At 72.8% G+C, this 23,024-nt stretch carries 17 protein-coding genes; 16 read left to right on the top strand and 1 reads right to left on the bottom strand.

Going from position 1 to position 23,024, the window contains the following annotated elements; genetic code table 11:
• Window positions 1–178 precede the first annotated feature (178 nt).
• The 5 genes from ACIBH3_RS23105 to ACIBH3_RS23085 all read left to right on the top strand — a co-directional run bounded on the left by ACIBH3_RS23105 (window position 179) and on the right by ACIBH3_RS23085 (window position 8,320).
• Window positions 179–2,017, top strand: coding sequence for an IucA/IucC family protein (locus tag ACIBH3_RS23105; protein ID WP_396313935.1), 1,839 nt, complete (start codon window positions 179–181; stop codon window positions 2,015–2,017).
• Entirely contained in the window at window positions 2,014–2,733 is a 720-nt protein-coding gene (locus ACIBH3_RS23100) for a GNAT family N-acetyltransferase (RefSeq protein WP_396313934.1), read from the top strand. The genes ACIBH3_RS23105 and ACIBH3_RS23100 overlap by 4 nt, the downstream gene beginning before the upstream one ends.
• A gap of 15 nt (window positions 2,734–2,748) precedes the next feature.
• The gene (locus tag ACIBH3_RS23095; protein ID WP_396313933.1) at window positions 2,749–4,320 is read left to right on the top strand and encodes a lysine N(6)-hydroxylase/L-ornithine N(5)-oxygenase family protein; all 1,572 of its coding nucleotides are present in this window, start codon (window positions 2,749–2,751) and stop codon (window positions 4,318–4,320) included.
• Between the two features lie 61 nt (window positions 4,321–4,381).
• Window positions 4,382–6,205, top strand: coding sequence for an IucA/IucC family protein (locus ACIBH3_RS23090; RefSeq protein ID WP_396313976.1), 1,824 nt, complete (start codon window positions 4,382–4,384; stop codon window positions 6,203–6,205).
• A 12-nt stretch (window positions 6,206–6,217) separates the two neighbouring features.
• Complete coding sequence (locus ACIBH3_RS23085; protein ID WP_396313932.1) at window positions 6,218–8,320, top strand: ATP-dependent DNA helicase; 2,103 nt, start codon at window positions 6,218–6,220, stop codon at window positions 8,318–8,320.
• 241 nt (window positions 8,321–8,561) lie between these two features.
• Here ACIBH3_RS23085 and lexA read toward each other — a convergent pair whose 3' ends face one another.
• The gene (gene lexA, locus ACIBH3_RS23080) at window positions 8,562–9,446 is read right to left on the bottom strand and encodes a transcriptional repressor LexA (protein ID WP_396313931.1); all 885 of its coding nucleotides are present in this window, start codon (window positions 9,444–9,446) and stop codon (window positions 8,562–8,564) included.
• Between the two features lie 332 nt (window positions 9,447–9,778).
• Here lexA and nrdR point away from each other — a divergent pair, with 332 nt between their 5' ends.
• The 11 genes from nrdR to ACIBH3_RS23025 all read left to right on the top strand — a co-directional run bounded on the left by nrdR (window position 9,779) and on the right by ACIBH3_RS23025 (window position 22,876).
• Window positions 9,779–10,276, top strand: coding sequence for a transcriptional regulator NrdR (gene nrdR / locus ACIBH3_RS23075; RefSeq protein WP_396313930.1), 498 nt, complete (start codon window positions 9,779–9,781; stop codon window positions 10,274–10,276).
• A 213-nt stretch (window positions 10,277–10,489) separates the two neighbouring features.
• The gene (locus ACIBH3_RS23070; protein ID WP_396313929.1) at window positions 10,490–13,390 is read left to right on the top strand and encodes a vitamin B12-dependent ribonucleotide reductase; all 2,901 of its coding nucleotides are present in this window, start codon (window positions 10,490–10,492) and stop codon (window positions 13,388–13,390) included.
• 841 nt (window positions 13,391–14,231) lie between these two features.
• Window positions 14,232–14,462 (top strand): RNA polymerase subunit sigma-70, encoded by a 231-nt coding sequence (locus ACIBH3_RS23065; RefSeq protein ID WP_396313928.1) that lies wholly within the window; start codon window positions 14,232–14,234, stop codon window positions 14,460–14,462.
• A gap of 3 nt (window positions 14,463–14,465) precedes the next feature.
• The gene (locus tag ACIBH3_RS23060; RefSeq protein ID WP_396313927.1) at window positions 14,466–15,023 is read left to right on the top strand and encodes a Clp protease N-terminal domain-containing protein; all 558 of its coding nucleotides are present in this window, start codon (window positions 14,466–14,468) and stop codon (window positions 15,021–15,023) included.
• A 334-nt stretch (window positions 15,024–15,357) separates the two neighbouring features.
• Window positions 15,358–17,088, top strand: a complete 1,731-nt coding sequence (locus ACIBH3_RS23055; protein WP_396313926.1) for an ATP-binding protein — start codon at window positions 15,358–15,360, stop codon at window positions 17,086–17,088.
• Entirely contained in the window at window positions 17,085–17,555 is a 471-nt protein-coding gene (locus ACIBH3_RS23050) for a roadblock/LC7 domain-containing protein (protein ID WP_396313925.1), read from the top strand. The genes ACIBH3_RS23055 and ACIBH3_RS23050 overlap by 4 nt, the downstream gene beginning before the upstream one ends.
• Window positions 17,552–17,920 carry a DUF742 domain-containing protein gene (locus ACIBH3_RS23045; RefSeq protein ID WP_396313924.1) on the top strand — a complete coding sequence of 123 codons (369 nt, stop codon included), beginning with the start codon at window positions 17,552–17,554 and terminating at the stop codon, window positions 17,918–17,920. The genes ACIBH3_RS23050 and ACIBH3_RS23045 overlap by 4 nt, the downstream gene beginning before the upstream one ends.
• Window positions 17,901–18,521 carry a GTP-binding protein gene (locus ACIBH3_RS23040; protein ID WP_396313923.1) on the top strand — a complete coding sequence of 207 codons (621 nt, stop codon included), beginning with the start codon at window positions 17,901–17,903 and terminating at the stop codon, window positions 18,519–18,521. The genes ACIBH3_RS23045 and ACIBH3_RS23040 overlap by 20 nt, the downstream gene beginning before the upstream one ends.
• Window positions 18,518–19,765, top strand: coding sequence for a cytochrome P450 (locus ACIBH3_RS23035; RefSeq protein ID WP_396313922.1), 1,248 nt, complete (start codon window positions 18,518–18,520; stop codon window positions 19,763–19,765). The genes ACIBH3_RS23040 and ACIBH3_RS23035 overlap by 4 nt, the downstream gene beginning before the upstream one ends.
• A gap of 47 nt (window positions 19,766–19,812) precedes the next feature.
• On the top strand, window positions 19,813–21,156 hold the full coding sequence (locus tag ACIBH3_RS23030) for a cytochrome P450 (RefSeq protein ID WP_396313921.1): 1,344 nt from the start codon (window positions 19,813–19,815) through the stop codon (window positions 21,154–21,156).
• A 364-nt stretch (window positions 21,157–21,520) separates the two neighbouring features.
• Window positions 21,521–22,876 carry an ABC transporter substrate-binding protein gene (locus tag ACIBH3_RS23025; RefSeq protein ID WP_396313920.1) on the top strand — a complete coding sequence of 452 codons (1,356 nt, stop codon included), beginning with the start codon at window positions 21,521–21,523 and terminating at the stop codon, window positions 22,874–22,876.
• The last annotated feature ends 148 nt before the right edge of the window (window positions 22,877–23,024 follow it).

The raw sequence follows: 23,024 nt of genomic DNA, 5'->3' as shown, positions 1-23,024 counted from the left end.
GGACGAGGGCGAACTTCCCTCCTGCGGGTGAGGAACCGCTGGTCTTCCACTCCAACGAGTGAGCCGTCCTTGTGATCACCCGTCAGGGATAGGTAACCCTTACCTGAGGCCCCGACGAGATCCGCCCGCCGAGCGGTCCGCCGCCGCCGCGCAGTCCCCAGCGCCCCAAGGAGCAGCCTTGAGCACCGCCCTCACCGGAGCCCCGCCCGCCGCCCCGTGCCCGTCGGCCCAGGCCGGGCACACCCTGCCGGCGCCGGCCAGGCCGGAGCCGGTGCAGCTGGACCGGTTGCTGCATCCCGATCCGGCCATCGCCGCCGAGCACGCCGCCCTGGAGAACCTGCTGCGCTGCTGGGCCCGGGAGACCGGCGCGACCCCGGGGACGGACGGGCAGCTGCACATCCCGGTGCTCGGCGGCGCGGCCCGCCTGACCACGTCCGTCCGGCACTGGTCCCCCTGCGGGTGGCACCGCTTCGGCGCCGCCACCCTCGCCGGCGCCGACGGCGCCGACGGCGCCCCGGTGGACCCGGTCACCGTGGCCGCGCTGCTCGCCGCGGCCGCCGCCGACCGGCCCGACCCCGGCCGGATCGCCGACCTGACGGCCCGGGTCGCCGACTCGGTGATCCGGACCACCGACATCCTGGCCTACCGCAGGCAGGCCGGAGCGCGGCCGGCCTCCCCCTTCCTCAACGCCGAGCAGGCCCTGCTGCTCGGCCACCCGCTGCACCCCACCCCCAAGAGCCGCGACGGGCTCGGACCCGCGCAGAGCGCCGCCTACTCCCCGGAGCTGCACGGCTCCTTCCAACTCCACTGGTACGCGGTCGACCGCGAGCTGCTCGCCACCGGATCCGCGCTGCCCGAGAGCGCCGAGACGATCACCGCCCGGCTGCTCGGCGCACCCGGCCTGCTCCCGCCCGGCACCGCCGCGCTGCCCCTGCACCCCTGGCAGGCCCGCGAGCTCGCGCTGCGCCCCGCCGTCGCCGGCCTGCTCGCCGCCGGCCGGCTGCACGACCTGGGCCCGCACGGCCGGCCCTGGCACCCCACCTCCTCCGTCCGTACGGTCTGCCGGCCCGGCAGTCCGTGGATGCTCAAGCTCTCGCTGGGCCTTCGGATCACCAACTCCCGCCGGGAGAACCTGCGCAAGGAGCTGCACCGCGGCCTGGAGGTGCACCGCCTCCTGGAGTCCGGCCTCGGCACCGAGTGGCGGGCCGCGCACCCGGGCTTCGACATCGTCCGCGACCCCGCCTGGATCGGCGTCGACCTCCCGGCCGGCACCGACCCGAGCGGCCTGGACACCGTCCTGCGCCGGCAGCCGTTCGGCCCGGACGAGCGCGCGCTCTGCGTCGCCGGACTGGTGGCGGAGCGGCCACTGGGCGACGGCCGCGAGCAGCCGCCCGCCCAGCCGTCGTCCCAACTGGGGGACACCCTGCGCACCCTGGCGGCGCGCTGCGGCCGCCCGCTGCCCACCGTCGCCACCGAGTGGTTCCTGCGCTACCTGGACGCCGTCGTCCTGCCCGTGCTGTGGCTGGACGGCCGGGCCGGCATCGCGGTCGAGGCCCACCAGCAGAACAGCCTGGTGCTGCTGGACGCCGAGGGCTGGCCGGTCGGCGGGCGCTACCGCGACAACCAGGGCTACTACTTCCGCCGTAGCTGGGCCGAGCGGCTGGACGCCCGGCTGCCGGGCATCGGATCGGCCAGCGACACCTTCGTCGAGGACGAGGTGGTCGACCACCACTTCGTCTACTACCTCGGGATCAACCACGTGCTCGGCCTGATCGGGGCGTTCGGCTCGCAGCGCCTGGCCGACGAGACGGTGCTGCTGGCGGCCCTGCGCCGGTTCCTGGCCGGGCCACGGGTGGCGGCCACCGGATCGGCACTGCCGGCCCGGCTGCTGGACTCGCCGTCCCTGCCCTGCAAGGCCAACCTGTTGACCCGGCTGCACGGCATGGACGAGCTGGTGGGCCCGGTCGCCACCCAGTCGGTGTACGTCGACATCCCCAACCCGGTGGCCGCCGTATGAGGCCGGCCGCCGGCACCCGGGCGCGGATCGCCGCGCCCCGCGGCCCCGCCGACCTGCTGGACGGCATCGCCCGCTGGGGCACCATGCCGACCGACGCGGGCGACTTCCGGCTGCGCCCGGTGCGCCTGCCCGCCGACCTGCCCCTGCTCGTCGACTGGATGAACGATCCGGAGGTGGCCGCGTTCTGGGAGCTCGACGGGCCGCCCGCCACCACCGAGCAGCACCTGCGCGAGCAACTCGACGGCGACGGCCGCAGCGTGCCCTGCCTGGGCCTGCTGGACGGCACCCCGATGAGCTACTGGGAGGTCTACCGGGCCGACCTCGACCCGCTGGCCAGGCACTACCCGGCCCGGCCGCACGACACGGGGGTCCACCTGCTGCTGGGCCCGAGCCGGGCCCGCGGCCGGGGCCTGGGCAGCACGCTGCTCGCCGCGCTGGCCGAGCGGATCCTCGACGTCCGCCCGCGCTGCCGCCGCGTGGTCGCCGAGCCGGACGTGCGCAACCTGCCCTCCGTCCGGGCCTTCGAACGGGCGGGCTTCCACGTCGCAGCGGAGCTGGACCTGCCGACCAAGCGCGCCGCCCTGATGATCCGCCCACGCCGGGCCGTCCCGGGCCCCGCCGACCCGCGCGCGGCCGACGCACGCCCGGCCCGTCCGGGCCAGGACGACCCGCGCGCGAACCGTCAGCGGGGGCAAGACCCGCTGCCTCTCCCCTAGGACACCCTCTTCCTCATGCCCCTCCCCACGGACAATCCCCCTGGCGAGACCTACGACCTGCTCGGCGTCGGCATCGGCCCGTTCAACCTCTCGCTCGCGGCGTTGGCGGACCAGGTCGCCGGTCTGTGCACGCTGTTCTGCGACGCCCGGCCGGAGTTCCGCTGGCACCCGGGCATGCTGGTCGAGGGCGCCAGGATGCAGGTGCCCTTCCTGGCGGACCTGGTCTCCCTGGTCGACCCCACCAACCCGTGGTCCTTCCTCAACTACCTGCGCGAGCAGGACCGGCTCTTCCCCTTCTACTTCGCCGAACGGTTCCAGCTGCCGCGCCGCGAGTACGACCACTACTGCCGGTGGGCGGCCGAACGCCTGCCCGGCTGCCGGTTCGGCACCGAGGTGACGGCCCTGGACCAGGCCGGCGGCCTCTTCCGGGCCGAGCTGCGGGACACCGCCACCGGCGCCACGACGGCCGTCACCGCCCGCAACGTCGTGCTGGGCGTCGGCACCCGGCCGGTGCGCCCGCAGGCCTTCGCCGCGCTGGAGGGCCACCCGCGGGTCTGGCACTCGGCCGACCACCTGGAGCGCCGCCGCTCGCTGGACGGCGCCGGGGACATCACCGTGGTCGGCTCGGGCCAGTCCGGCGCCGAGGTCTTCCTCGACCTGCTGCGCGGGCGCGGTGGCGACGGCACCCGGCTGCGCTGGCTCACCCGCACCCGCGCGCTCGCCCCGATGGAGTACTCCAAGCTCGGCCTGGAGCACTTCACCCCCGACTACACCCGCTACTTCCACGGCCTGCCGGGCGCCGTCCGGGACGAGCTGGTCGCCGCCCAGTGGCAGCTGCACAAGGCGGCCAGCGCCGAGACCCTCGCCGAGATCCACGACCACCTGTACGAGCGGACCATCGGCCGCCCGCAGGCCGAGGACACCATCGAGATCACCCCCGGCACGGCCGTCACCGATGCCACGGCCGGCCCGTGCGGCGGCCTCGAACTGCGCTGCCGGCACACCGACTCCGGCGCCGAGCACGTGCTGCGTACGGATGCGGTGGTGCTCGCCACGGGGTACCGGGCCGCCCGGCCGGCCGCGCTGGAACCGCTGGCGGACCTGATCGACTGGGACGAGGCCGGCCGCTACCAGGTCGACCTCGACCACCGCGTCGCCACCAGGCCCGAGCTGACCGGCGGGCTGTACGTCCAGAACGCCGAACTGCACACGCACGGCGTCGGCACGCCCGACCTCGGGCTCGGCGCCCACCGGGCCGCCGTCATCCTCAACGCCGTGACCGGCCGGCGGATCCACCGGCTGCCGGGCCGCACCGCCTGGACGAGCTTCGCCCCGCCCGCGCAGCCGGGACCACCGGCCCGAGCGGCCGCACCTGCCGCGCCCGCCTCATCTGCCCAACCCGCCCCACCTGCCGTAACCGTCGGCGCCCCCGTGCCAAGCGGAACATCCGTGCCACCCGGCGATCCCGGGCCGGCCGGAGCCTCCGTGATCACCGGAACCCCCGCGACCCCCGGAAGCCCCGCGGCCACCGCCGCAGGCCTTCCGCGACCCCAGGAGTGGAACCGTGCAGCAGCCGCCAGCCGCTGAGCCAGCGCTGTACCTGCCCCCGCAGCTCACCCCGGAGCACTGGCAGCGGGCCGGCCGGGCCATGCTGGCCAAGATGCTCGGCGAGTTCGCCTACGAGGAGCTGATCACCCCCGAGCCGACCGGCGAGGACGCGGCGTCCCCCAGCCCGTCCGCGCCAGGCCCGTCCGCCTTCGGCGCGGGCCGGACCGGCTACCGCCTCGTCCTGCCCGGCGCCGCCGACTACCGGTTCGCCGCCCGCCGCGGCGCCTACGGCAGCTGGCAGGTCGACCCGGCGTCGATCAGCTGCACCCGCGAGGACGGCCTGGACCCGCTGCGCTTCGTCCAGTACGCCAGGCACCGCCTCGGCCTCGGCGGCGACACCACCGGGCACCTCGTCCGCGAGCTCACCGCGACCCTGCTCGCCGACGCCCACCAGCTCGCCACCGCGCCGACCGCCGCCGAACTCGCCGACCTCAGCCACACCGACCTGGAGGGCCGCCAGGGCGGCCACCCGTGGATCGTCCCCAACAAGGGCCGGCTCGGCTTCTCCGCCACCGACGCCGCCCGCTGGTCACCGGAGGCCCGTACGCCCCGGCCGCTGCCCTGGATCGCCGTCCACCGCCGGCTCGCCAGCTACCGCGGCGTGCCCGGCCTGGAGCGACCCGAACTGCTCTACCGGCGGGAACTGGACGACCCCGACGCGCTGCGCGCGGTGCTCGGCGACGCCGCCGAGGAGTACCTGCTGCTGCCCGTCCACCCCTGGCAGTGGGACGAGACCGTGGTGCCGCTGTTCGCCCCCTGGATCGCGAGCGGCGAGATCGTCCCACTGCCCTGTGACGGCGACCTGAGACTCCCGCAGCAGTCCATCCGTTCCTTCTTCAACATCACCCGGCCCGAACGCTGCACCGTCAAGCTGCCGCTGGCGATCCTCAACACCCTGGTCTGGCGTGGCCTGCCCACCGAGCGCACGCTCGCCGCCCCCGCCGTGACCCGCTGGATCCACGGGGTGCGGGACGGAGATTCGTTCCTGCGCGACGAGTGCCGGGTCATCCTGCTCGGCGAGATCGCCTCCGTCACGGTCGACCATCCGCTGTACCGGGAGCTGCCCGAGACGCCCTACCAGTACAAGGAACTGCTCGGCGCGATCTGGCGTGAGCCGCTCGGCCCCTTCCTCGACCCCGGCGAGCGGGCCCGCACGCTGGCCGCGCTGCTCCAGACCGGCTCGGACGGCCGCGCGCTGGCCGCCGAGCTGATCACCCGCTCCGGCCTGAGCCCCGCCCGCTGGGTGGCCCGGCTGTTCGCCGCCATGCTGCCGCCGCTGCTGCACTTCCTCTACCGCTACGGCACGGTCTTCTCCCCGCACGGTGAGAACGCCATCGTGGTGTTCGACGCCGACGACGTCCCGGTGCGCCTCGCCGTCAAGGACTTCGTCGACGATGTGAACCTCAGCGACCAGGACCTGCCGGAGCTGCGCGACCTCCCCCCGGAGATCAGCGGCGTGCTGCTGCGCGATCCGCCGGACTTCCTCTGCCAGTTCCTGCATTCCGGGCTCTTCATCGGTGTCTACCGCTATCTCGCGCCGCTGCTCGAACAGCAGCTCGCCCTGTCGGAGGCCGAGTTCTGGGCGCTGCTGCGCGCCGAGATCCTGCGCCACCAGGCCCGGTTCCCCGAGCTGGCCGAGCGCTTCGAGCTGTTCGACCTGTTCAGCCCGGCCATCGACCGGCTCTGCCTCAACCGCAACCGGCTGCTGCTCGACGGCTACCGGGACCGCCCCCACCGTCCGCACGCCGCCGTGCACGGCCAGGTCGAGAACGCACTGCACCCCGGCGTGCTGGCGGCGATGCCGGGGGCGGTGCCCCCGGCCGGAGAACGGGGAAGGGGCCGGATTGTCACCACCGCGCCGTAGGGTGGGAGCGTCATGACGAACGACTCCGAACCCCAGCAGCTGCCCGGCGACGACGCCGACGCAGCGCCCGCCGCCACCGGCCGGGCCCGCCTTCCCGAGCTGCTGCACGCGGCGGTGGCCGCCGTCGGCGGCGTCGAGCGGCCCGGCCAGGTCCGGATGGCCGAGGCCGTGGCCGACGCCGTCGAGCACGGCGAGCATCTGCTCGTCCAGGCCGGCACCGGCACCGGCAAGTCCCTCGCGTACCTGGTGCCCGCGCTCGCGCACGGCGACCGGGTGGTGGTCGCCACGGCCACCCTCGCGCTCCAGCGCCAGCTGGTGGAGCGGGACTTGCCGCGCACCGTCGAGGCGCTGCACCCGGTGCTGCGCCGCCGCCCGCTGTTCGCGATGCTCAAGGGCCGCTCCAACTACCTCTGCCTGCACCGCGCGCACGAGGGCACCCCGAGTGAGGAGGGTGAGGGCCTGTTCGACCCGGTCGACGCCCTCGGCGGCCCGACGGGCAAGCTCGGCCAGGACGTCCTGCGGCTGCGCGAATGGGCCGACGAGAGCGAGACGGGGGACCGCGACGACCTGAGCCCCGGCGTCTCCGACAAGGCCTGGGCGCAGCTCTCCGTCACCTCCAAGGAGTGCCTGGGCGCCTCCAGGTGCGCGTACGGCCAGGAGTGCTTCGCCGAGAAGGCCCGCGAGCGGGCCAAGCTGGCGGACGTGGTGGTCACCAACCACGCGATGCTGGCGATCGACTCGATCGAGGGCGCGCCGGTGCTGCCGGAGCACGAGCTGCTGATCGTCGACGAGGCGCACGAGCTGGTGAACCGGGTGACGGGCGCGGCCACCGCCGAGCTGACGGTGGGCTCCGTCAACCGGGCGGTGAAGCGGGCAGCCAGGCTGGCCAACGAGAAGGCCGTGGACGCGCTGCAGGCCGCCGCCGAGAGCTACCACGGCCTGATGGAGACGGCCCAGCCCGGCCGGGTCGAGGAGTTGCCCGAGTACCTCGGCTACGCCGTCACCGCGATCCGGGACGCCGCCCGGCAGGTGATCACCTCGCTGGGCGAGACCAGGGACAAGGCGCTCACCGACGAGGACGCGGTGCGCAAGCAGGCGATGGCCTCCGCCGAGACGCTGCACGAGACGGCCGACCGGCTGCTGTCGGAGTCCGCGTACGACGTGGTGTGGATCGAGCGCAGCGACCGCTTCGGCCTGGGCACGGCCTCGCTGCGGGTCGCCCCGCTGAGCGTCTCCGGGCTGCTGCGGGAGAACCTCTACCGGGAGCGCTCGGTGGTGCTCACCTCGGCCACCCTCAAGCTCGGCGGGGACTTCAACGGGGTGGCCGCCTCGGTCGGGCTGCCGGGGGAGGGCCGGCTGCCGGACGAGCGCGCCCCGCAGGAGCCCGCGCCCGAGCAGGGCGAGGACATCCCGCCGTACTGGCGCGGGATCGACGTCGGCTCGCCGTTCGCCTACCCCAAGCAGGGCATCCTGTACGTCGCCAGGCACCTGCCGCCGCCGGGGCGGGAGCCCGACCGGCCGGAGATGCTGGACGAGCTGACGGAGCTGATCGGTGCGGCGGGCGGCCGTACGCTCGGGCTGTTCTCCTCGATGCGGGCCGCCCAGGCGGCGGCCGAGGCGCTGCGCGAGCGCCTGGACAACCGGATCCTGCTCCAGGGCGAGGACACCCTGGGTGAGTTGATCCGGGAGTTCGCCGCCGAGCCCGAGACCTGCCTGTTCGGCACGCTCTCGCTCTGGCAGGGCGTCGATGTGCCCGGCTCCGCCTGCCAGTTGGTGGTGATGGACCGCATTCCGTTCCCGCGCCCCGACGACCCCCTGATGAGTGCCAGGCAGAAGGCCGTGGAGGAGGCGGGCGGCAACGGCTTCATGGCCGTCGCGGCCACCCATGCGGCGCTGCTGATGGCGCAGGGCGCGGGCCGACTGGTGCGGGCGGCGGACGACCGGGGAGTGGTCGCGGTGCTGGACCCGCGGCTGGCGACGGCCCGCTACGGCGGCTTCTTCCGCTCCTCGATGCCGGAGTTCTGGTACACCACCGATCGCAACCAGGTGCGCCGCTCGCTGGCCGCCATCGACGCCTCGGCGCCGGAGCCCCGGCCGGTGGCCAGGCGCGCGTGAGCCGGGCCGGCCAAGGCCCGGCTCACGGCCGAGGCGCGGTCGGGAACGACAGAGGGGGCTCCGGCGGGACGAACCGCGGGAGCCCCCTTCATCTGGGGTCTCGGCTTGGCCTCAGCCGAGGTTCGGCTGACGTACAGCCTGAGTTCCAGGCCCGAGCTTGGGGCCCGACCACCAGGGCTGAGCCATCAGCCGGCGGCCGGGGAGCGGCCGCGCGGTGCAGCCGGCTGCGGCTGCGGGGGCGTCAGAGGCGGCGCAGGACGGCGACCACCTTGCCGAGGATGGTCGCGTTGTCGCCGTTGATGGGCTCGTACGCCGGGTTGTGCGGCATCAGCCAGATCCGGCCGTCCTCCCGCTTGAGCCGCTTGACGGTCGCTTCGCCGTCGATCATCGCGGCCACGATGTCACCGTTCTCGGCGACCGGCTGGCGGCGGACGGTGACCCAGTCGCCGTCGCAGATGGCGGCCTCGATCATCGAGTCGCCGCGTACGGTGAGCGCGAAGAGCTCCCCCTCACCGACCAGCTGACGGGGGAGCGGGAAGACGTCCTCGACGGTCTGCTCGGCCAGGATCGGACCGCCGGCGGCGATCCGGCCGACCAGCGGCACGTAGGAGGTGGAGGGCCGGCCGGCCGTCTCGGCGGTGTTGGGGCGGGCCACCTCGACACCGCGCACCTCGTAGGCGCGCGGGCGGTGTGGGTCCCGGCGCAGGAAGCCCTTGCGCTCCAGGGCCATCAGCTGGTGGGCGACGGAGGAGGTGCTGGACAGGCCGACGGCCTGGCCGATCTCACGCATGCTCGGCGGGTATCCGCGGCGCTGGACCGAGTCCCTGATGACCTCGATGACCCGGCGCTGGCGTTCTGTCAGCCCGGCCTCGTCGGTGCGGATGCCGGGCGGGCGGCCCGGGAGGGAGCGGGTGGGGGTCTGCTGGCCGAGGCCGTCGTCCGGGATCGGGGAGTGCTCGAGCACCTGGTCGGGGACGCGGCCCGTGGCGGCGGCCTGGCCGACGAGGCGGTGTTCTTCGCTACGGTCCATGCTGTGGTCCACACTCTGCTGGATTGTGGTGCGCTGCCCCACCTTGAGCTGGGAGTGTTCCTGCACCGGGATGGTGTTGCTTTCGATCGTGTTCACGGCGGCCCCTCTCGACGGATGTCCTCCCCTTTTCCAGCCCAACGGCACCGCCTATCGAAAGGTTGCGCCAAACACACGTTCGAGTGAATTATTCGGGAGTTGACTGACTCGATCAAGGCTTTGTTGTACATCGATTAAATGTTCGACTCACGCAGTCTAATCCGTGTCGACACGCCTGGGGTCGAGCCTCCCTCAAAGACCTAGATCTAGTGGCTACAGTGCTCCCCGGAGCCCACAAGTTGTGGTTGGCCGCCCGGTCGGGTTGTCGAAGCCGGGCTCTCATCGCATAGACTCGACCGGTCCGCACGTCACGCCAGGGAGGGACTCCTCAGGTGCACTGCCCCTTCTGCCGGCACTCCGACAGTCGCGTCGTCGACAGCCGCACCACCGATGACGGCAGCTCGATCCGCCGTCGCCGGCAGTGCCCCGACTGCAGCCGCCGATTCACCACGGTGGAAACGGCAGCGCTGATGGTCATCAAGCGCAGCGGCGTCACCGAGCCGTTCTCCCGGGAGAAGGTCATCTCCGGCGTCCGTAAGGCCTGCCAGGGCCGTCCGGTCACCGAGGACGCCCTCGCCCAGCTCGGCCAGCGGGTCGAGGAGTGCGTACGCGCCAGCGGCAGTGCCGAGCTCTCGACGCACGACGTCGGGCTGGCCATACTCGGTCCACTCAAGGACCTCGACGTCGTCGCCTACCTGCGCTTCGCCAGCGTGTACCGGGCGTACGACGGACTCGAGGACTTCGAGGCGGCCATCGCCGAGCTCCGCACGGAGCGGCCCTTCGCCACGGAGGACACCGCGCCCGTGCCGGCCCCCGCGGCCGCGCCCTAGCGGCAGCACCCAGCACCAGACCGACCCGTAGCACCACCCCAGCAGCACAACCGGGCCCCGCGGGGACCACGCACGCCCGAAATCGGCGCGCAGAACACTACAGACCGTGCGTGAGCGACCGGCGACTCCGGCCTGCCCGCACACCAGGAAGAGCGAACGGGCACCCGGAAGCAATGGGGTGCTCAGGGCGTTTGCCCAGGAGGAGGAGAAGAAGTGACAGACACGACGAGCGGTTCCGCACGCGGGTCGAAGTCCGACAAGGCCACGAAGGGTGCCGCCAAGGCCCCCAAGGGCGGTCTGCGGATGGAGCGCATCTACACCACCCCTGGCGTCCACCCCTACGACGAGGTCAGCTGGGAGCGCCGCGACGTCGTCATGACCAACTGGCGCGACGGCTCGATCAACTTCGAGCAGCGTGGCGTGGAGTTCCCGGCCTTCTGGTCGGTCAACGCGGTGAACATCGTCACCTCCAAGTACTTCCGCGGCGCGGTGGGCACCCCGCAGCGCGAGTGGAGCCTCAAGCAGATCATCGACCGCGTGGTGCTCACCTACCGCGCCGCCGGTGAGAAGCACGGCTACTTCGCCACCCCCGACGACGCCGAGATCTTCGAGCACGAGCTGACGCACGCCCTCCTCCACCAGGTGTTCAGCTTCAACTCGCCGGTCTGGTTCAACGTCGGCACCAAGCAGCCGCAGCAGGTCAGCGCCTGCTTCATCCTGGCCGTCGACGACTCCATGGAGTCGATCCTCGACTGGTACAAGGAAGAGGGCATGATCTTCAAGGGCGGCTCCGGCGCCGGCCTGAACCTCTCCCGGATCCGCTCCAGCAAGGAACTGCTCTCCTCCGGCGGCAACGCCTCCGGCCCGGTCTCCTTCATGCGCGGCGCCGACGCCTCCGCCGGCACCATCAAGTCGGGCGGCGCCACCCGTCGCGCGGCCAAGATGGTCGTGCTGGACGTGGACCACCCCGACGTCGAGGCCTTCATCGAGACCAAGGTGAAGGAGGAGGAGAAGATCCGCGCCCTGCGCGACGCGGGCTTCGACATGGATCTCGGCGGGGACGACATCACCTCCGTCCAGTACCAGAACGCCAACAACTCCGTCCGGGTCTCCGACGAGTTCATGACCGCCGTCGAGAACGGCACCGAGTTCGGCCTGCGCGCCCGGATGACCGGCGAGGTCATCGAGACCGTCGACGCGAAGAAGCTCTTCCGCAAGATGGCCGAGGCCGCCTGGGCCTGCGCCGACCCGGGCATCCAGTACGACTCGACGATCAACCACTGGCACACCTGCCCGGAGTCCGGCCGTATCAACGCGTCCAACCCCTGCTCCGAGTACATGCACCTGGACAACTCCAGCTGCAACCTCGCCTCGCTCAACCTGATGAAGTTCCTGCGCGACGACACCGCGTCCAACGGTGGGCAGGGCTTCGACGCCGAGCGCTTCGCCAAGGTCGTCGAGCTGGTCATCACCGCGATGGACATCTCCATCTGCTTCGCCGACTTCCCCACCGAGAAGATCGGCGAGACCACCCGCGCCTACCGCCAGCTCGGCATCGGCTACGCCAACCTCGGCGCCCTGCTGATGGCCACCGGCCACGCGTACGACAGCGAGGGCGGCCGCGCCCTGGCCGGCGCCATCACCTCGCTGATGACCGGCACCGCCTACCGCCGCGGCGCCGAGCTCGCCGGCGTGGTCGGCCCGTACGACGGCTACGCCCGCAACGCGGCCCCGCACCAGCGGGTCATGCGGCAGCACGCGGACGCCAACGCCGCCGCCGTCGCGGTCGATGACCTGGACGCCCCGGTCTGGGCCGCCGCCACCGAGGCCTGGCAGGACGTGCTGCGCATCGGCGCGCAGAACGGCTTCCGCAACGCCCAGGCGTCCGTGCTCGCCCCGACCGGCACCATCGGCCTGATGATGGACTGCGACACCACCGGCGTCGAGCCCGACCTCGCCCTGGTCAAGTTCAAGAAGCTGGTCGGCGGCGGCTCGATGCAGATCGTCAACGGCACCGTGCCGCGGGCGCTCAAGCGCCTGGGCTACCAGCCGGAGCAGGTCGAGGCGATCGTCGCCCACATCGCCGAGCACGGCAACGTCGTCGGAGCGCCGGGTCTGAAGACCGAGCACTACGAGGTCTTCGACTGCGCGATGGGCGAGCGGGTCATCTCGGCGATGGGCCATGTCCGGATGATGGCCGCGATCCAGCCGTGGATCTCGGGCGCCATCTCGAAGACGGTCAACATGCCGTCCTCCGCGACGGTCGAGGAGGTCGAGGAGATCTACTTCGAGGCTTGGAAGCTGGGCGTGAAGGCTCTCGCCATCTACCGCGAGAACTCGAAGGTCGGCCAGCCGCTCTCGGCCAAGAAGAGCAGGGACGAGGCGAAGGCCACGGAGATTGCGGCCGCCGTCGAGAAGGTGATCGAGTACCGCCCGATCCGCCGCCGCCTGCCCAAGGGCCGCCCCGGCATCACCACCTCCTTCACGGTGGGTGGCGCCGAGGGCTACATGACCGCCAACTCCTACCCGGACGACGGCCTCGGCGAGGTCTTCCTGAAGATGTCCAAGCAGGGCTCGACCCTCGCGGGCATGATGGACGCCTTCTCCATCGCCGTCTCGGTCGGCCTGCAGTACGGCGTCCCGCTGGAGACGTACGTCTCCAAGTTCACCAACATGCGCTTCGAGCCGGCCGGCCTGACCGACGACCCGGACGTGCGGATGGCGCAGTCGATCGTGGACTACATCTTCCGCCGCCTGGCGCTGGACTTCCTGCCGTTCGAGACCCGCTCCGCCCTGGGCATCCACTCGGTGGAGGAGCGCCAGCGGCACCTGGAGACCGGCTCCTACGAGCCGCTGGACGCCGAAGAGCTCGACACCGAGACCCTGGCCCAGTCCGCCCCGCGCGCCGTGGAGCCCACCGCGCCGGCCAGGCCGGCCGCCGTACAGGCCCCCAAGCCGGCCCCGGCCCAGGCCCACAACTCCACCGAACTGATGGAGATCCAGCTCGGTCTCAACGCCGACGCGCCGCTCTGCTTCTCCTGCGGCACCAAGATGCGCCGCGCCGGCAGCTGCTACCTCTGCGAGGGCTGCGGCTCCACCAGCGGCTGCAGCTGATACCGGGCGGAATTGCGTTGGATGCAACATCCGACGTAGTCCGCACGGGTAGCTGACCAGCAGCTCACGAAGGGGACCGGCCGGAGGCCGGTCCCCTTCGTCGACGTCGCCCCGCCGGGCGCCCTTCTCCGGCGACCTGCCCGCACCGGTCCTCGCGAGCATCCTCGGACCGCACCCCAACACCGCCGTTCGCTGGGCCGGGTTCGCCAAGACCTCCTGGGCCGACTACCCGGCCGCCCGGGCCCGTGACATCCGGACAAGTTCGGGCAGGGCCACCCAAGACGGAGGCACTCGCTTCCTCCACCAGGTAGAAACGCGACTGACAACTGCTGCTGACTCCGAAACCATCAGGCAGCGACTACAGAACCGCATCGGCTGTCCCTCCGCGTCGTCGTGCCACTACTCGGAACCAGGCAGGCCAGCGTGGAATGCCGACCGATCGTCGACGGACGAGACGTCCTGACCGACGTGTTCGATGAGGGCCCAGCAGCGGACCCAGGCGCGCCTCACGGCCGAAGATCCCCGCGAGGTCGCTGAGGTCTGCGCAGGCTCGAAGGAGCTCGCCGACCAGCTCGGCTACCCCTGGCCTGGGCCCCGACGACGCGCGTGAGGAACGGGCGGGGCGAGGAATGCGACACCCCGGGAACAAGTGATCTCCGCCAGTAGAAGCGCGCAGCCGTAGCGACTACGGCACCCGGCGGGTCTGACCTGATTCGCCGGTACCGAGGGAGGGCGTGGGCCATCGGCCCGCGCCCTCCCTTCGTGCGCTCCGCGGGACTCCGGCGAGGCCTCGTTGTCAATCAGGGTTGACAGCCGAGTGGTGTCAACCTAGGTTGACATTATGAGCGAGAGCAAGGAGCTCGCGGCAGCCGCGAGCAGTCGTGACCCCGCTGTCGGGTTGAGGGCGGTCCGTGCGCTGCGTGATCTGGCGGACCGCCTGGAGGATCTCCAGGTCGGGAACGCGCGTGGCCTGGGCTGGTCGTGGCAGGACATCGCGGTGTGCCTGGGCGTGAGCCGGCAGGCGGTCCACAAGAAGTACGCCCGGCGTGAATTCGGGAAGGACGGAGGCTGAAGGATGTTCGAGCGATTCACCACGGCCGCACGGGATGTGGTCGTCCGGGCGCGCGAGGAGGCGGGCGAACTGGGGCATCGCGGCATCGGCACCGAGCACCTGCTGCTCGGTGCGCTCCGCCACCCCGAGGACCCGTCCGCCGCCGTCCTGGTCGAGGCCGGCCTGGACCACGCCGCCGCGCGGGCCGCCGTCGTCCGGCGGCTCGGCAAGGGTGACGACACCGAGGTGCTGGCCGCGATCGGGGTGGACCTGGACGCCGTCCGGGAGGCGGTCGAGGCCGCGTTCGGGGAGGGTGCGCTGGACGCCCCGGCCGAGCCCGAGCGGCGCCGGCGGGGCTGGTTCAAAAGCGACGGCGGCCGGAGCCCGTTCAGTGCGGCGGCGAGGAAGACCCTGGAACTGTCGCTGCGCGAGTCGATCCGGCTGGGATCCGGGAACATCGCCGTCGGGCACATCCTGCTCGGGCTGCTGCGGGAGGGGGAGGGGCTGGGGGCGCGGGTGATCGCCGATCACGGCCTGGACGCGGCGGCCGTCCGGCGGGCGATCGAGAGCAAGCTCGGCTGACGGCTGACGGCTGACGGCTGACGGCTTACGGCGGGCCGGGCTGAGGCGGCCCGGCTCCGGTCCCCGTGCTTCGCGTACGACGGCCGTGCGGTTCGGGTGAAGGCCGCGCGGGCGTCCGCGGCGGTGGGTGGCGCCTGACGGCGGTGAGATGTGTGAGCAGCGTGAACGTCCCAGGACTGATCGTCAACTCGCTGATCGGTGCTCTCCGGTGAGTGGATATGATCGCACGACCGCGTGTATTGATCAGTCAGCCCGAGGACGCCCCAGCATCCGCCGGGTGGTCGCGCGCTGTCCGCCACCCTGCCGTCGACGCCTGCTGCCGAGGACCGGATTGATGAGAGCACGCACCAGCCCAGCCGGCGGGCCGCTCCTGCGGCCTGCCGTGCGGACCGCAGCCCTGACGGTGGCGGCGGTGCTGCTCGCCGGTGTTGCCGGGCCGGTGGCCGTCGTCCGGGCGTCGGCCGCGCACCAGCCGCTGACGGTCGCGGCGGTCTGCGCCGTCGTCGTCCTGTGGTGCATAGCCGTCGGCCTCGCCGCCGTCGGCGCCGAGCGCGCCCGCAGGCTGGCCGCCGGGCTGGCGGACAGCCAGGCCGAGGCGTCCACCGCCTGGGCCGACGCCGCCGCTGCCAGGGCTGAGGCCACCAAGGCCAGGGCCGCCACCGAGGCCGCCCGGGCCGAACGGGACGCCGCCCGCACCGAGTGCGAGACCGCCCGGGCCGAGACCGAGGCGGTGCGCGAGGAGCTGGCGCAGGCCAGGGAGCAGGTCGAGGCCGAGCGGGCCGAGCGGCTCGCAGTCGACCGGCTGGGCGAGGAGGTGCTGCCCGCCCTGGTGAAGCGCCTGCGCGACGGAGCCTCGGTGGAGACGGTGCTGGCCGACCACCGCGCCCACCCGCAGGCCGCCCTGTTGCGAACCGTCGCCGAGGAGATCGGCCGGGGCGAGCGGCTGCGGTTGGCCGCGCTCGCGGTCTGCGCCACCGCGGCCGGCCGGGTCCAGGCGCTGGCGACCAGCATGCACGCCGAGCTGCGCGAGATGCAGCACCGGCACGACGAGGAGGTGCTCGGCGACCTGCTGAGCCTGGATCACTCCACCGCGCAGGCCGGTCGGATGGCCGACAGCATCGCGGTGCTCACCGGCGCACGCTCGGGCCGCCGCTGGACCAAACCGATCGGCGTGGAGTCCGTCCTGCGCGGCGCGCTCGGCCGGATCGGCGCCTACCAGCGGGTGCGGCTGCACAACGCCAGCTCCGCCGCCGTCGCCGGGTACGCCGCCGAGGGCGTCATGCACGCGCTCGCCGAACTCCTGGACAACGCGACCAACTTCTCCGCCCCGCCGGGCGAGGTGCACGTCTACGTCGAGGAGGTGAACGCCGGCCTGGTGATCACCGTCGAGGACGGTGGGCTGGGCCTCAGCGACAACTGGCTGCGCCGGGCCGAGCGCGCGGTGGGCCCCGAGTCGCTGGACCTCTCGCTGATCTCGGCCGGCACCCGGCTCGGCCTCGCGGTGGTCGGGACGCTGGCCCGCAAGTACGGCCTACAGGTCTCCTTCAGGCCGTCCTCGCGCGGCGGTACGGGGGTGGTGGTGCTGATCCCGGAGCAGCTGATCACCCACCCCGAGCAGGCGGTGGCGACGCCCGCTCATGCGCCGGCCCCCGAGTCCGCAGCGGCTGATCCGCACTCGGCGCCGGCCCCCGCCCTGACCAGCGCGCCCGCCGGCACCGGGCCGGCCCTGATCTCCGGCGCGCTGCCCGCGTCGGCCGCACTGCCCGCGTCCACTCCCGCGCCCGTCCGCGCGGCGGTCGAACGCAGGTCGGTGGAGCGCGCGCCCGAGGCCGTCTCCGACAGCGGGTTGCCGCAGCGGCGCCGCGGGCAGACCCTCGCGGCCGCCACCCAGCAACCGGGCACCCAGCAACCGGCCACTCAGCAATCGGCCACTGAGCCTGCGGCCTCCGCCCGGGCCGACGCGGCGAGCGCCGCCGCCCGCTTCGGCGCCTTCCGCAAGGCTCTGCGGAGCGCCCAGGACACCCCCGACGATTCCCCCGTCTCCCCGAAGGACGACTCCCGATGAGCAGCGCAACGGACCGTGATCTCGACTGGCTGTTGGAGAACCTGCTGGCCGCAACCCCCGGCGCCCGGCACGCCCTGGTGCTCTCGGCGGACGGCCTGAAGCTCTGCCACACCGCCGGCCTGAGCGTCGATCAGGCGGACCAGCTGGCCGCGATCGCCTCGGGGATGCAGAGCCTGGCGCACGGCGCCTCGATCGAGTTCGGCGACCGCAGCGGCGGCGTACGGCAGTCGATGACCGAGTTCCACGGCGGGATCCTGTGCATCGTGGCCGCCGGTGAGGGCGCGCACCTCGCGGTCGTCACGGACGACGACGCGGACGTGGGCGTGGTGGGCCACAACATGCACGGCCTGATCGAGCAGATCGGCGCCTACCTGAGCGCCCCGCCGCGCGAGGACGCGGCCGGTGCCCCGACAGCGGGTGCCCCAGGCCCCGGTGACCCGACCGCCGACGTCCCCGCCCTGACATGAGCGGGCGGCCGGTGCTGCCGGGCCGTGACGAGGACCCGGACCGCCTCTACACCGTCACCCGGGGGCGCAGCCGACCGCCGGAGAACGCCTTCGACCTGGTCACGCTGATCGTCGCGGAGCGTGAGCCGACGGCCGGCATGCAGTCCGAGCACGCCAGGATCCTCGGCATGTGCGCCGCGCCGGTCGCGGTGGTGGAGATCGCCGCGGTGCTGGGGCTGCCGGTGTCCGTGGTCAAGATCCTGCTCGGCGACCTGCTGGAGAGCGGGCAGATCACCGCCCGCCACCCCCGGTTCGCCCCCAGCAAGGCCCGGTTGCCGGACCTCGACACGTTGAAGCAGGTGCTGCATGGACTCCAACAGCTCTGACCGGGCCGCCGCGCCGTCCGCCCCGGCCGCCCCGCTGCGCAGCACGGCCGACAACGGTCTGAAGATCGTCGTGGTGGGCGGGTTCGGCGTCGGCAAGACGACGCTGGTCGGCGCGGTGAGCGAGATCCGTCCGCTGAACACCGAGGAGACCATGACCAGGGCCGGCGAGGGGATCGACGATCCCTCGGCGGCCTGGGGCAAGCGCTCCACCACCGTGGCCTTCGACTTCGGCCGGATCACCCTCTCCGCCCGCAACGTGCTCTACCTGTTCGGCGCCCCCGGGCAGGAACGCTTCTGGTTCCTCTGGGACCGGCTGTTCAGCGGGGCGCTCGGTGCGGTGGTGCTGGTGGACACCCGCCGCTTGGAGGAGTCCTGGTACGCGATCGACCGGCTGGAGCACCACGGCACGCCGTTCGTCGTGGCCCGCAACAACTTCGGTGAGCCGACGCACAGCCTGCAGCAGGTGCGGGACGCCCTCGACCTGCCCGCCGACGTCCCGCTGGTGGACTGCGACGCCCGGGACCGCGAGTCCAGCAAGCAGGTGCTGATCGAGCTCGTCCGCCATCTGCAAGGCCTTGCCGAGAAGGAGAGCACCTCGTGACCGAGCCCGCCGTCAACCCGCCGCCGGGCTGCCCGGCGCACGCCGGGGCCACCCCGCTGTACGGGCCGCGCTTCCAGACCGACCCGGCCCAGCTCTACCGCGAGCTGCGGGCCGCACACGGCCCGGTGGCGCCGGTCGAGCTGGCCGGCGGGGTGCCGGCCTGGCTGGTGATCGGCTACCGCGAGCTCCAGCAGGTGACCGGGCAGCCGCAGCTGTTCGGGCGGGACTCGACCCGGTGGAACGCCTGGCCCTCGATCCCCGAGGACTGGCCGCTCCGCCCGATGATGACGCCCGCGCCGTCGATCCTGTACGTGGAGGGCGCCGAGCACCGGCGCCGTGCGGAGGCCATCGGCGACGCGCTCACCGAGGTGGATCCGTACGAGCTGCGCAAGTACTGCGAGGAGATCGCCGACGCGCTGATCGACGAGTTCGCCGGGCGGGGTGAGGCGGATCTGGTGGCCGAGTACGCGCACCGGATGCCGCTGCTGGTGCTGTGCCGGATGCTCGGCATCAGCGAGGAGCAGGCCCCGGCGCTGATCAAGGGTCTGCTGGCGATGCTCGACGGCGGCCCCGACGCGCAGGCCGGTGCGCAGCAGCTGATGGCGGGCATGCAGGCGCTGGTGGAGGCGAAGCGGGACTCGCCCGGTGCGGACGTCGCCTCCCGGATGCGGGCGCACCCCGCCGGGCTGAGCGACGACCAGATCATGCGGGACATGCGGGTGCTGCTGATCGCGGGCCACCAGCCCTGCGCGTACTGGATCTCCAATGCGCTGCGGCTGATGCTCACCGACGAGCGGTTCGCGGCCTCGCTGTCGGGTGGACGGCGCAGTGTCAGCCAGGCGCTGAACGAGGCGCTCTGGGAGGACACCCCGACGCAGATCTTCGCCGGGCGCTGGGCCACCCGGGACACCCAGCTCGGTGGTCAGCGGATCGCGGCCGGCGACATGCTGCTGCTGGGCTTCGCCGGGGCGAACTCGGACCCGTCGGTGCGTCAGGCGGGCGGGGCGCCCGCCGAGGGCAACCGGGCGCACATGAGCTTCTCGTACGGCGAGCACGGTTGCCCGTTCCCCGCGCAGGAGGCGGCGGAGGTGATCGCGACCACGGCGATCGAGGTGCTGCTGGACCGGCTGCCGGATCTGCGGCTGGCGGTCGCGGAGCACGCGCTGGTGTGGCGTCCGTCGGCGTGGGTGCGCGGGCTGGTGGCGCTGCCGGTGTCGTTCACGCCGGGGTACGTGGCCGGCTGAGCCGGGCCCGGACCTCCTGACCGTCGTAAACCTGAAGGAGCCTGCCGATGACCGTCCCCCGTGTCCCGAGCGTCCCGAGCAACCTGGGCGAGCCGACTGGACCAGGTGCGCCGAGTGCGCCGAGTGGCCTGGGCGCCCTGAGCGATCCGAGCGCCCCGGGTGGCGTGCGTGATCCGAACCCGCGGATCGTCCTCGACCCGCTGGCGCGCGACAACGCGGCCGAGGGTGCGCTGCTGCGCGCCGCCGGCGCGGTGGTCCCCGTCGAGCTGCCGGGCGGGGTCTCGGCCTGGGCCGTGGCCCGGCACGCGCAGGCGCGGGAACTGCTGACGGACTCCCGGCTGGTGAAGGACGCGGCGCACTGGGCGGCGTTCCAGCGCGGTGACGTGCCCAGGAGCTGGCCGCTGATCGGCCTGGCCGTGCCCGGGCGCAGCATGGTGACCACGGACGGGGCGGAGCATCGGCGGCTGCGGGCGCTGGTGGCGCAGGCGTTCACGCCCCGCCGGGTGGAGCTGATGCGTCCCCGGGTGGAGGAGATCACCGCCCGGCTGCTGGACTCGCTGGCGGCCGCGCGGGAGCGGGAGGTGGACCTCAAGACCGAGTTCGCGTTCCCGCTGCCGATGACGGTGATCGGCACGCTGCTGGGTGTGGACGAGGCGGACCACGCGTATCTGCGCGAGCTGTACGAGCGGTTCTTCGGCAGCAAGCCCGACCCGGCGGGCATCCAGGCGACCATCGCCGCGCTGAACGCGTTCGTCGACGACCTGGTGGCGCAGCGCAGGGCGGCGCCGCAGGACGACCTGACCAGCGCGCTGCTGGCGGCCGCGGTGGAGGGCGGCGCGCTGACCGACGCCGAGGCGGCGGCGACCCTGCGGGTGATCATCGCGGCGGGCCACGAGACGACCGTCAACCTGATCAGCAACGCCGTCCGCGCGCTGCTGGCGCACCCCGAGCAACTGGCGCTGGTCCGCGCCGGCGAGGTGTCCTGGGACGCGGTGGTCGAGGAGTCGCTCCGCTGGACGCCGCCGACCAGCAACTTCCTCTTCCGGTTCACGACGGAGGACGTCAAGGTCGAGGACGTGGTGATCCCCGCGGGCGAGCCGGTGCTGATCTCGTACAACGCGATCGGCCGGGACCCGGCGCAGCACGGCATCACGGCCGAGGTGTTCGACGTGACCCGTGACCCGATCCGGCACCTGTCGTTCGGTCATGGTCCGCACGTCTGCCCGGGCTCGCCGCTGGCCCGGCTGGAGGCCGCAGTGGCGTTGCCGGCGCTGTTCCAGCGCTTCCCGGACCTGGCGCTCGCCGTGCCGGACGGTGAGTTGCAGCCGAGCCCGTCCCTGGTGGTCAACAGCCTGCGGGAGCTGCCGGTCCGCCTCGGCGCCGCGCGCTGAGCCCCGAGGGGCCGGCTCCGCCCTGCCTCGCCCGCCCCGCTCGCAGACCCCGCTCGCAGACTCCGCTCCGCCCCGTCCCGCCGCCGGTGTCCATGTCCACGGCGGGGTGGGGCACCTCGCGTTCACGCACGGTGAGCCGGCCGCCGAGGGCGGCCACACGGTCACGACCTGCCCCCTCCGATGACGGTCGAACGAACACCTTGGCGGCGGGTGGCGTGTGGGTTAACGTCTTCAAGCCAGCCGTCGCTGGATACAACTCGATCTCCGGTACAGCGCAGTGTCGTTCTGTCTTATTGCTGGCGTTCGCCGCCCTGGCAAGGAGGACCGCATTGACTTCCACCCCGATCGTGACCGAGGGCTGCCGATGAGTGCCCGCCGACGCCTGCTGGTGGTCCCCGCGGCCCTGGCCCTGCTGCTGACCGCCGCCTGTTCCAACAGTTCCGGCGGCTCGGGCGGCGGCTCGGGCTCGGCCGCCGCGCTCACCGGCGACTGCGCCGCGTACCAGCCGTACGCGGGTCACTCGGGGACGAAGGTGACGATGTTCGCGTCGATCCTCAGCCCCGAGTCCGACAATCTGGAGAAGTCCTGGGCCGACTTCAGTAGGTGTACGGGCATCAAGATCAGCTACGAGGGTTCCAACGACTTCGAGTCCCAGCTCCCGGTACGGGTGACCGGCGGCAACGCGCCGGACTTCGCGATCATCCCGCAGCCCGGCCTACTGGCGCAGATGGTGAAGACCGGCAAGGTCGTGAAGCCGCCGGCCGCGACCGTCGCCAACGAGGAGAAGTGGAGCCCGGTCTGGAAGACCTACGGTTCCGTCAACGGCACCTTCTACGCGGCGCCGATGAGCGCCAACATGAAGTCCCTGGTCTGGTACTCGCCGAAGACCTTCGCGCAGGCCGGCTACGCCGTGCCCAAGACCTGGGCGGACCTGATGGCGCTCAGTGACAGAGCCGCCAAGGCCGGTGCCGGCAAGCCCTGGTGCGGCGGCATCGCCTCCGGCACCGCCACCGGCTGGCCCGCCACCGATTGGCTGGAGGAGGTCGTGCTCGGCTCCTATGGCGGTGAGGTCTACGACCAATGGGTCAACCACCAGGTGAAGTTCGGCGACGAGAAGATCACCACCGCGATGCAGACCGTGGCCGGCTGGATGCAGAACCCGGCCTGGGTCAACGGCGGTTACGGTGACGTGAAGTCGATCGCCACCACCACCTTCCAGGACGCCGGGGCGCCGATCCTCACCGGCAAGTGCCTGATGCTCCAGCAGGCCTCCTTCTACAAGGCCCAGTGGCCCGCCAACACCAAGGTCGCGCCGGACGGCGACGTCTTCGCCTTCCACCTGCCGGCGGTGAACCCCGCCGTCGCCAACCCCGTCGAGGGTGGTGGCGAGTTCCTCGCGGCCTTCGCGAGCCGCCCCGAGGTACAGGCGGTGCAGAACTACCTCTCCAGCAGCGACTGGGCCGGCAGTCGGGTGAAGACCGCCACCGGCTGGGTCTCCGCCAACCAGGGCGTCGACAAGAGCCTCTACACCGACGCGATCGACCGGCTCTCGGCCGACGCGCTCACCGACCCCGCGGCGACCTTCCGCTTCGACGGTTCGGACCTGATGCCGGCCGGCATCGGCGCCGGGCAGGAGTGGAAGTCGCTGACCGCCTGGTTCGCGGAGGGCCAGTCGATCCAGAAGGTCGCCTCCGACATCGACGGCGCCTGGCCGCAGTAGCGCGGGCCGGACGCCGCCGGGTGCCCGCGGCCGCCCCGGCGGGCTGCCACCCGCCGGGGGCAGCCCGGGGGCAGCCGTCCTCACCCGAGGGTGCCGGCTCGCCGGCAGCGACCGCCCTCCTCCCGGTGACCCCAGGAAGGGAACAGCC

The sequence above is a fragment of the Kitasatospora sp. NPDC050543 genome (genome assembly GCF_044457565.1).
In the GTDB taxonomy this organism is placed as follows: Bacteria; Actinomycetota; Actinomycetes; order Streptomycetales; family Streptomycetaceae; genus Kitasatospora.
The sequence above is the reverse complement of the archived record's forward strand: the minus strand, read 5'-3'. Positions and strand labels throughout refer to the sequence as shown.

Excerpts from the sequence above, each read along its gene's own strand:
- ACIBH3_RS23100 (WP_396313934.1), top strand. The coding sequence starts at position 2,014 with ATGAGGCCGGCCGCCGGCACCCGGGCGCGGATCGCCGCGCCCCGCGGC.
- ACIBH3_RS23055 (WP_396313926.1), top strand. The coding sequence starts at position 15,358 with ATGAGAGCACGCACCAGCCCAGCCGGCGGGCCGCTCCTGCGGCCTGCC.
- ACIBH3_RS23060 (WP_396313927.1), top strand. The coding sequence starts at position 14,466 with ATGTTCGAGCGATTCACCACGGCCGCACGGGATGTGGTCGTCCGGGCG.
- ACIBH3_RS23050 (WP_396313925.1), top strand. The coding sequence starts at position 17,085 with ATGAGCAGCGCAACGGACCGTGATCTCGACTGGCTGTTGGAGAACCTG.
- ACIBH3_RS23095 (WP_396313933.1), top strand. The coding sequence starts at position 2,749 with ATGCCCCTCCCCACGGACAATCCCCCTGGCGAGACCTACGACCTGCTC.
- ACIBH3_RS23045 (WP_396313924.1), top strand. The coding sequence starts at position 17,552 with ATGAGCGGGCGGCCGGTGCTGCCGGGCCGTGACGAGGACCCGGACCGC.
- ACIBH3_RS23090 (WP_396313976.1), top strand. The coding sequence starts at position 4,382 with ATGCTGGCCAAGATGCTCGGCGAGTTCGCCTACGAGGAGCTGATCACC.
- ACIBH3_RS23065 (WP_396313928.1), top strand. The coding sequence starts at position 14,232 with ATGAGCGAGAGCAAGGAGCTCGCGGCAGCCGCGAGCAGTCGTGACCCC.
- ACIBH3_RS23085 (WP_396313932.1), top strand. The coding sequence starts at position 6,218 with ATGACGAACGACTCCGAACCCCAGCAGCTGCCCGGCGACGACGCCGAC.
- ACIBH3_RS23040 (WP_396313923.1), top strand. The coding sequence starts at position 17,901 with ATGGACTCCAACAGCTCTGACCGGGCCGCCGCGCCGTCCGCCCCGGCC.
- ACIBH3_RS23025 (WP_396313920.1), top strand. The coding sequence starts at position 21,521 with ATGAGTGCCCGCCGACGCCTGCTGGTGGTCCCCGCGGCCCTGGCCCTG.
- ACIBH3_RS23030 (WP_396313921.1), top strand. The coding sequence starts at position 19,813 with ATGACCGTCCCCCGTGTCCCGAGCGTCCCGAGCAACCTGGGCGAGCCG.